General features: G+C 75.2%; 2 protein-coding genes. Both read right to left on the bottom strand.

Annotated features, from left to right (window positions below):
- Positions 1 to 80 precede the first annotated feature (80 nt).
- Positions 81 to 1,358 (bottom strand): MFS transporter, encoded by a 1,278-nt coding sequence (locus DQW85_RS23775; RefSeq protein ID WP_113702285.1) that lies wholly within the window; start codon positions 1,356 to 1,358, stop codon positions 81 to 83.
- Between the two features lie 43 nt (positions 1,359 to 1,401).
- Positions 1,402 to 1,991, bottom strand: a 590-nt coding sequence (locus DQW85_RS23770) for a rhodanese-like domain-containing protein (RefSeq protein WP_162795302.1), incomplete at its 5' end; no start/stop codon positions are given.

The raw sequence follows: 1,991 nt of genomic DNA, 5'->3' as shown, positions 1-1,991 counted from the left end.
CGCCGGGCCAGCCGCCGCCGGGCCAGCCGCCGACCTGGTCCTGCCGCTCCCGATCGCGGTCATCTGCGAACTGCTCGGCGTCACGTCCGAGTCATCCTGGTCAGGGTCTCGCGCATGCGCAGGGCGACCATCGCTCCGGAGGCGGCGGTGAGCGCGGCGACCGTCCAGATCGCGGCGCTCAGCCCGTACAGGTCGGCGATCAGGCCGGCCAGCAGGGCTCCCACGGCGAAGCCGCCGTCGCGCCAGAGCCGGTAGACGCCGACGGCGCGGGCCCGCCAGACCGGGTGGGCGACGTCGCCGATGACCGCCAGCAGCGTCGGGTACGCCAGGGCGGTGCCGACGCCGAGCAGCACCTGCGCCGCCGCCCACGGGACGAAGCCGTGCCCGGCGGCCACCGCGGCGATGGCGGCGGCCTGCAGCATCATCCCGGTGGTGATGAGGCGCTTGCGGCCCACGTGGTCGGACCACCAGCCGGTCAGCGTCTGCCCCAGTCCCCACACCATCGGATACAGCGCCCCCAGCACGCCGACCTGCGCGACGCTCATCCCGCCCGCCGCGAAGACGATCGGGAAGACGCCCCAGGCGAGAGCGTCGTTCAGGTTGTTGACCATCCCTGCCTGGCTGGCCGCCGACATGGAGCGGTCGCTGACGCTGGTGCGCCAGGCGATCCGCGCCGTCGACGGCACGCCCGGCTCGCCCGGCGTGGAGCCGTCCGGGGCGGGGTGGGCGGCGGCCTCCGAGCGGGCGTGGTCGCGGGTCTCGCGTACGGCCAGCGTGGACAGGCCCAGGCCGAGCGCGGCGTAGGCGGCCCCGAGCAGGAACGGCGCGGGCCGCAGCCCGAAGGATTGGGCGAGCTGGCCGGTGGCCATCGCGGTGACGGCGACCGCGACGTACCCGGCGGCCTCGTTGAGGCCCATGGCCAGGCCGCGCCGGTCCGGCCCGGCCAGATCGATCTTCATGATGATGGTGGTCGACCAGGTCAGCCCCTGGGAGACGCCCAGCAGCACGTTGGCGGCCACGATCCACGCCCACGACGGCCCCCACGCCAGCATGGCCGGGATCGGCAGCGCGATCAGCCAGCCGGCCACCAGCACGGGCTTGCGGCCGGAGCGGTCGGACAGGGTGCCGGCGAAGAAGTTCGTGACCGCTTTGGTGGCGCCGAAGGCCAGGATGTAGGTCAGCGCCGAAGTGTAGGCCGACAGACCGAACACCGTGCCGGCCAGCAGCGGCAACGTGATGCGTTCCTGGCCGAGCATGCCGCCGACCAGCGCGTTGACCGCCACCAGGAGGATGAACTGGGCCAGGTTGGCGCGCAGCCCCAGCCGGATGCCGCCCGCGGTGGGGGCGCCGGTGTTCACGCCGCTGTCACGCCGGTGTTCAGGCCGGCGTCGAGGCCGGTGTTCACGCCGTGCCTTCCCGTAGCGGGAGGCCCGTGCGGGCGTGCCAGTCCTCCGGGCCGCCCGCCAGCGCCCGGATCCGCCGGTGGCCGGTGCGGCGCAGCAGGCTGGCGGCGGTCATCGCGCGCTCACCGTGGCCGCACATCACCACCGTGGGCTCGTCCGGCACCTCCCCCGCGCGGGCGGGCAAGTCGCCGAGTTCGACGTGCCGCGCGCCGGGGAGGTGCCCGGCGGCGTACTCGGCGTCCTGGCGGACGTCGAGCACGCGCTCGCCGTCCCGCAGCCCGTCCGCGCTCACCACGTCGATGGTCTCGGTCGGTCCGTCCCAGGCGTCCATGCCGCCGGCGAGCTCTCCGGCGCACCCCTCGTAGCCGATCTTGGCGGCCTGCCAGGCGACCTCCCAAGGGTCCTGGTCCCGGTCGCGGACGATGACGTACGGCGTTGCGGGGTCGAGCAGCCAGCCCAGCCAGGAGGCGAACTGGGCGCGCAGGGGGATGGAGACGGCGCCGGGGATGTGCGCGGCGGCGAAGGCGCGCGCCGGCCGCACGTCGACGAGCACCGCCCCGTGGGCCGCGAGGCCGCGCACGGCCGCGG

Source organism: Nonomuraea lactucae (assembly GCF_003313395.1).
GTDB classification, from domain to species: domain Bacteria; phylum Actinomycetota; class Actinomycetes; order Streptosporangiales; family Streptosporangiaceae; genus Nonomuraea; species Nonomuraea lactucae.
Note: the sequence above shows the minus strand (reverse complement) of the source record. Positions and strands in the feature narration are given on the sequence as shown.